This is a genomic window from Streptomyces acidicola (genome assembly GCF_009377235.1).
GTDB classification, from domain to species: domain Bacteria; phylum Actinomycetota; class Actinomycetes; order Streptomycetales; family Streptomycetaceae; genus Streptomyces; species Streptomyces acidicola.
In genome coordinates this window covers 1-5,712 of record NZ_VMNX01000388.1, presented here as the reverse complement: position 1 = coordinate 5,712, position 5,712 = coordinate 1, and the positions used below count along the sequence as shown (strand labels likewise).

The window sequence follows — 5,712 nt, the reverse complement described above, 5'->3', positions numbered from 1 at the left end:
GTTCGGTGGGGGCCTGCCCGGCGGGGGCCGCGGCCTGTGCGGCCTTGGCCTGTGCGTTCGCGGCCTGTGCGGTCTCGTGCGGGCGGGTCAGGGTGGTGTCAGCCACGGCCGTAGGTCTCCTCGGACTTCCAGAAGTAAATGAACCCGCCGACCCCGGCGAGCAGCGCCCATCCGACGGCGATGGCCCACACGTGGTGGGGGAGCTGGCTCGCGTGGAAGCTGTCGATCAGCGCGAACCGCATGAGGTCGATGTAGACGGCTGCCGGGTTGCACTGCAGCACGAGGTGCACCCAGTGGGGCAGGTCCTGGTGGGAGAGCACCTTGTCGATGCTCCACATCACGCCCGACACGTACATCCAGGTGCGCAGCACGAACGGCATCAGCTGGGCGATGTCGGGGGTCTTCGCGCCGAGCCGGGCCATGATCATCGCGACGCCGGCGTTGAACATGAACTGGAGCGTGAGCGCGGGCACGATCAGCAGCCAGGACGCGGAGACCGGCACCCCGAAGGCGAGCAGGATCACGACCAGCGCGGCCATCGAGAACAGCAACTGCTGGAGCTGCTGGAGCGCGAACGACACCGGGAGCGCGGCACGCGGGAAGTGCAGCGCGCGGACGAGTCCGAGGCTGCCGGAGATGGCCCGCGTCCCCGCCATGATCGAGCTCTGGGTGAACGTCCACACGAACACACCGGTGACCAGGAACGGGATGTAGTCCGGCACGCCCCGGCTGGTGCCCATCAGGACGCCGAAGATGAAGTAGTAGACCGCGGCGTTGAGCAGCGGGTTGGCCACTTGCCAGACCTGGCCGAGCTTCGCCTGGCTGTACTGCGCGGTGAGCTTGGCCGTGGCGAACGCCGTGATGAAGTGCCGGCGCGCCCACAGCTGCCGTACGTACTCGGGCAGGGAGGGCCGCGCGCCGCTGACGCTGAGGCCGTACCGCGCGGCGAGCTGCGCAGGGGACTCCTCGGTGGCTGGTGCCTGCGCGTGGGTCGTGGCGGTCGGCGGTGTGTGGAGGGCTTGGCTGCTCACATCCGCTGCTTTCCGTTGGGGGGCATCCCGTGACGAAGGGGGACTGAGGCTCGTCGTCCCTCCTACGTCGGGACGGGACCGTATCGTCGTAACGCGAGCGTATGTCGAGTGACGTCGGAACGCAACCGTTTCGTCGTAACGCCCTATGCTGGTCGGCATGACTTCCAACGCCGACGCCCCCGAGACGCAGTCGGCGCGGCCTCCGCAGCCGCGCCGCCGGGCCCCCGCCGGGGCGGCCGTGCTCCGTGAGGACGTGACCGAGGCCATCCGGACCGCGGTCTTCGAGGAGCTCGCGGCCGTGGGCTACGGCCGTATGTCCATCGAGGGCATCGCGCGGCGCGCGGGAGTCGGCAAGACGGCGGTGTACCGCCGCTGGCGCTCGAAACTCCACCTGGTCCTGGACCTGGTCTCCGCGGTGGCGGTCCAGGGTCTGCCGATGCCCGACACGGGTTCGCTGGAAGGTGACCTGCGGCTGCTGTACGAGGTCACGTCCCGCGCCCTGCGCCACCCGGTGGCCGGCCAGATCATCCCCGACCTCCAGGCCGAGGCGGCCCGCAACCCCGAGATCGCCGAGGCCATGCAGAAGGCGTTGCGCGAGGGTCAGCAGAGCGTGGCGAGCGGCATCGTCGCGGCGGCGGTCGCCCGCGGTGAGATGCGCGACGGGGTCGACGAGGACCTGACTCTCGACCTGATCTCCGGTCCGCTGTACTGGCGCGCGGTGGTCGTACGGGGCCCGAAGCTGCCGAAGGAGTACCTGGCGAGCCTGGCGCGGGCGACGGCGGCGGCGCTCAAGGCGCTGTAGGGATTCGACTGATCCGGCTCCGCCAGGCTGTCTTGAAGCCGCCGAGTAGCCGAAGGGTGAAACTCCCTTCGGCTACTACTCGGTGTATCTCGGTGTATCTCGGTGTATTAGGGCGTCACAGGGCTCAGCCTGCGGCGCGGTACGCGGCCCAGCTCTGCTGCATCCGCGTCACCTGGCCCGCGGTGAACTGGTACATGCAGGAGTCGTACGTGTAGTCCATGAAGTTGTGGATCGGGTCCGCACCGGCGTCGCGGGCGCAGGTGTCGCGGCCGATCGGGCACTGGTAGGCGGCGCTCTTCTCGGCCGGGGTGTCGGTGACGTAGTCGCCCTGGCCGTTACAGCCCCCCTGGAAGGTGTGGTAGAGCCCCGCCCAGTGGCCGACCTCGTGGGTCGCCGTGTCGCCCTCGTTGTAGTTGGTCGCCGAACCTCCCGGCAGTGAGGCGTCGAGGATGACGATGCCGTCCATGGACGGGTTGGCGGCGTATTCGCTGGGGAAGGTGGCCCAGCCCAGCAGGCCGCCGCCGAGGTTGGCCGTGTAGATGTTGAGCGCGTCGGCCCCGCCCTTGCGCAGGGCGGACTTCATCGCCTTCTCGGTCGTGGAGCCGTATCCGACGTTGTACCAGGCGGAGTTGTCGGTGTAGTCCGTGCCCGCCAGGGTGAACTGGAAGCCGGTGTCGTTGTTGCCGCTGCCCTGACCGGCGTATGCGGCGTTCAGCACGTTCATCTGGGCGTTGATGTCGGCCGAGCTGAGCTGTCCGGTGGGTCCGTCGTGGATGACGTGGAAGTACACCGGGATGGTGGCGGAGGCGGCCGTCGCCGACAGGCCGCGGCCGCTCGTGCGCAGCTTGTCCAGCCTCTTGTTCAGATCCGCGTTCATGGCCTGGGCCTTGGCCTCGCTGATCTCGTTCGGCTCCGCGACGTCCTTGCCCGGTGCCGGGCGGGCCTCACGGGCCGCGGCGCCTGCGGTGTCAGCGCACTCGGCGGCCGTGGTGGCCGTCGTCTTGGCCGAGGCGATTCCGGTCGGCGCCGAGAGCGGCGCGAGCATCAGGGTTCCGGCCACGACGGCCGTGCCGAGCAGGCGTCTGCCTATAAGGGGGGATATCCGGGCGAGCGCACGCATGTTGACTCCTAGCGGATGTGAAGGGAAGAAGCGCAGGTTCTTCCTGGCCACGGCGGAGATTACGTGGACATGCCGAATCCGCAGGAGAGTTGATCAAGACCAATCAAAGCGGGGGTAAACAGGTGCGATTCGGAGATCGAGATCCTTCGTGCCCCGGGATCTGTGACGACGACGTAACGCGGGGGGCGGTCCGTGGGGGTGGTGTGTCTGGATTCGGGATGCGCCGCGCATACCCGCCGTGATCGTTGTGATCTCCTCTTAACAGCCTTTCAGGCGGGCAGGATGTGGCTGGAACCAGCTCTTGACAGCATGCGGGCGTGTAGCTGAACGCATCATGCGTGGGCGGGGGTTCTGGCCCCGCATTACCTCGGCGGTAATCGACACCCCGTGAGCCGTCCAGCATCGTGATCTTCCGAAGGAACAAGGCCTCAAACGGCCATCAATCCCAAGGAGGTTGCAGTCATGTCGACGGCAGAACTTCGTTCACAGGCCAGGACGGACAGGACAGAGGGGAACGCCGTGGTCTGGCTGCGCCGATTTCTCGCCCTGGATGCCGCTGTCACCGGCGTCAACGGGCTCGCCTACCTGGTGGCCTCGGGACCGATAGGGCGGCTGCTCGGGGTGGGTAGCGGGCTCCTGCTCGGGCTCGGCGCCTTCCTGGTGCTGTACGGGGCGGGGGTGGGGTACCTGGCCGGGCGTTCGCGGCCGGCGGTGCCGTTGGTGCAGGCCGTGATCGAGGCCAATGTTCTCTGGGCGATTCTCAGCGTCGTCGCCCTGACCGTCTGGCTCGACGAGCCCAGCACCGCAGGCTGGATCTGGGTCCCGATGCAGGCGGGGACGGTGGGGGGATTCGCCGTCCTGCAGTACATGGCTCTGCGCCGGGTCCGCGCGGACATCGGGCGGAACCGCTGATCAGGCGAGCTGCTGAAGAAACATGGCCGTCTTCGAGTCGGTGGGGAGAAACGCCTCCACCGCCAACTCGGAGACGGTCACGTCCATGGGGGTGTTGAACGTAGTGATCGTCGAAATGAAAGAGAGCGGCTGCCCTTCGACCTCCAGCTGAAACGGCAGCGCGAAGGCGTAGTCCGTGGGGGAGTTACGGTGGCCGCCGTCGGCGGCTGTCTCGTCGGAGCCGTGCTGGTTCGGGGCCGGATAGGCGGTCAGCTCGTCGTGCAGTTGACGCAGCTCGTCCGAGGCTCGCAGCGCGATCTGGCGTTCGATCCGCTCCACGAGATGCGCTCGCCATTCGCCGAAATTGCGGATACGGGGAGCCAGTCCCTGCGGATGCAGGGTGAGCCGCATGGCGTTCATCGGCGGGGTCAGCAGATGTTCCGGGAGACCCCCGAGCAGGGCCTGCACGCCGCGGTTGGCGGCGACGACGTTGTACGTGCCGTCCACCACCAGGGCGGGGTTCGGCTCGTACGCGGCCAGCAGACTGTCGAGACCTGAGCGCACGGCGTTCATCGCCGGAGCCGTCAGAGGGGTTTCGGGATAGGCCGGCGCATAGCCGGCTGCCAACAGCAGTGCGTTCCGGTCCCGCACGGGAACGTCGAGGTGTTCCGCGAGGCGAACCACCATGGCCTGGCTGGGCTTGGCGCGTCCGGTTTCGATGAAGCTGATGTGACGTGCGGAGCTCTCGGCCTTCAAAGCCAGTTCGAGCTGAGTGATCCGGCGTCGCTCACGCCAGCCCCTCAGCAGAGTCCCTACGGCAGGGTCGGTGGTAGTCCTGCCAGTTGTAGTAGTCATGGCGCTGACAGTAATTCAACCAGGGCGGGGTGCTCACATACCGCGTGTCACCAGGTTCACCGGTATGCCCGGCCCCGTGCGAAGGCGATGACGAAGGAGACGGCGGCGACGGCGCACACCAGTATGCCGATGGCCAGGAAGGCGTAGCCCGTGTCGCTGATGCCCGGTTCGGAGCTGACCACGGCCATGCCGAGTGCGGTGGAGACCTTGTGCTCCTTGTCCGGGTGGTCCGCGATGTAGAGGATCTGCGCGGCGACCGCTGCCGCACACGCTGCGGCTCCGGCCAGCAGCAGGCCGCCCGCCGTCCTGCCGTACCAGGGCACGCGGGGGACCAGGGCGACATGCGTGCATCGGGTCAGCAGGGCGCGCCCCAGGTCCGCAGCGCCTCCGGTGAGACCGTCCGCCCGGAGTTGACGACCGTCTTCCAGGCTGATGACGATGCGGTACCCGTTGCCCAGCCGGGTTGCGAGGGAGTTCACCGCATCGCCCTCGACACGGAGCGAGGTGACGCGATCCCAGGACCAGCCCGCGACTCCGCGCCGGGACCCGTGGACCAGGCCGCGCTGCCGCACCTCGAAATACTCCCCGGGCTCGCCGCGCACGGCCCGCGTGATCTGGGTCACCGCGATGGCCACGGCGCCCAGCGCGAGGCCGAGCAGCAAGCCGATCGCCTTGTTGCCGCCGGGCGAGCCGTCGCCCGTCGCGGACACACCCCACACTCCCAGCCAGCCGGAGGGGACGGCTATGAGCAGGGCCCAGCCCGCGTTCACCCACCGCTTCCGGTGATCCACCACGTGTCGGCTGACCACCGGGCCGAGCTCTTCGAGAGCGTCCGCTCCTTCGATACGAGTCACCGGGCAAGTCAAGCACCAGGGCTGTGCGCCCTCAAGATCGGGACACCGCGCGACGGCGGAGCCGAAGATGGCGCGAGGGCGCGCTGTGGGTCACTCAACGGGGCCGGCCTTGAGGGCGGCGAGGAGGGCGTGGAGGGGGGTCGGGCCGGTGGTGAGGTG

General features: G+C 68.5%; 6 protein-coding genes. 2 read left to right on the top strand and 4 right to left on the bottom strand.

Annotation, left to right across the window (positions count from 1 at the left end):
- Positions 1-98: 98 nt before the first annotated feature.
- Positions 99-1,031, bottom strand: coding sequence for an ABC transporter permease (locus tag FPZ41_RS44410; RefSeq protein ID WP_322621522.1), 933 nt, complete (start codon positions 1,029-1,031; stop codon positions 99-101).
- 157 nt (positions 1,032-1,188) lie between these two features.
- On the opposite strand from FPZ41_RS44410, the gene FPZ41_RS44405 reads away from it, so the two are divergent.
- Entirely contained in the window at positions 1,189-1,833 is a 645-nt protein-coding gene (locus FPZ41_RS44405) for a TetR/AcrR family transcriptional regulator (protein ID WP_228023428.1), read from the top strand.
- A gap of 124 nt (positions 1,834-1,957) precedes the next feature.
- Here the strand turns inward: FPZ41_RS44405 and FPZ41_RS44400 are convergent, their stop codons facing one another.
- Complete coding sequence (locus tag FPZ41_RS44400; RefSeq protein ID WP_152870353.1) at positions 1,958-2,953, bottom strand: zinc metalloprotease; 996 nt, start codon at positions 2,951-2,953, stop codon at positions 1,958-1,960.
- A 462-nt stretch (positions 2,954-3,415) separates the two neighbouring features.
- Here FPZ41_RS44400 and FPZ41_RS44395 point away from each other — a divergent pair, with 462 nt between their 5' ends.
- Positions 3,416-3,865: a hypothetical protein gene (locus FPZ41_RS44395; protein WP_152870351.1), complete on the top strand. Its 450-nt coding sequence runs from the start codon at positions 3,416-3,418 to the stop codon at positions 3,863-3,865.
- Here the strand turns inward: FPZ41_RS44395 and FPZ41_RS44390 are convergent, their stop codons facing one another.
- Positions 3,866-4,699 (bottom strand): helix-turn-helix domain-containing protein, encoded by an 834-nt coding sequence (locus FPZ41_RS44390; RefSeq protein WP_152870349.1) that lies wholly within the window; start codon positions 4,697-4,699, stop codon positions 3,866-3,868.
- A 56-nt stretch (positions 4,700-4,755) separates the two neighbouring features.
- Positions 4,756-5,553 carry a hypothetical protein gene (locus FPZ41_RS44385; RefSeq protein WP_152870347.1) on the bottom strand — a complete coding sequence of 266 codons (798 nt, stop codon included), beginning with the start codon at positions 5,551-5,553 and terminating at the stop codon, positions 4,756-4,758.
- Positions 5,554-5,712 lie beyond the last annotated feature (159 nt).

What these genes read in the sequence shown, in the direction of transcription:
- FPZ41_RS44405 (WP_228023428.1), top strand. Translation starts at nt 1,189, where the DNA reads ATGACTTCCAACGCCGACGCCCCCGAGACGCAGTCGGCGCGGCCTCCG.
- FPZ41_RS44400 (WP_152870353.1), bottom strand. Translation starts at nt 2,953, where the DNA reads ATGCGTGCGCTCGCCCGGATATCCCCCCTTATAGGCAGACGCCTGCTC.
- FPZ41_RS44395 (WP_152870351.1), top strand. Translation starts at nt 3,416, where the DNA reads ATGTCGACGGCAGAACTTCGTTCACAGGCCAGGACGGACAGGACAGAG.
- FPZ41_RS44390 (WP_152870349.1), bottom strand. Translation starts at nt 4,699, where the DNA reads ATGACTACTACAACTGGCAGGACTACCACCGACCCTGCCGTAGGGACT.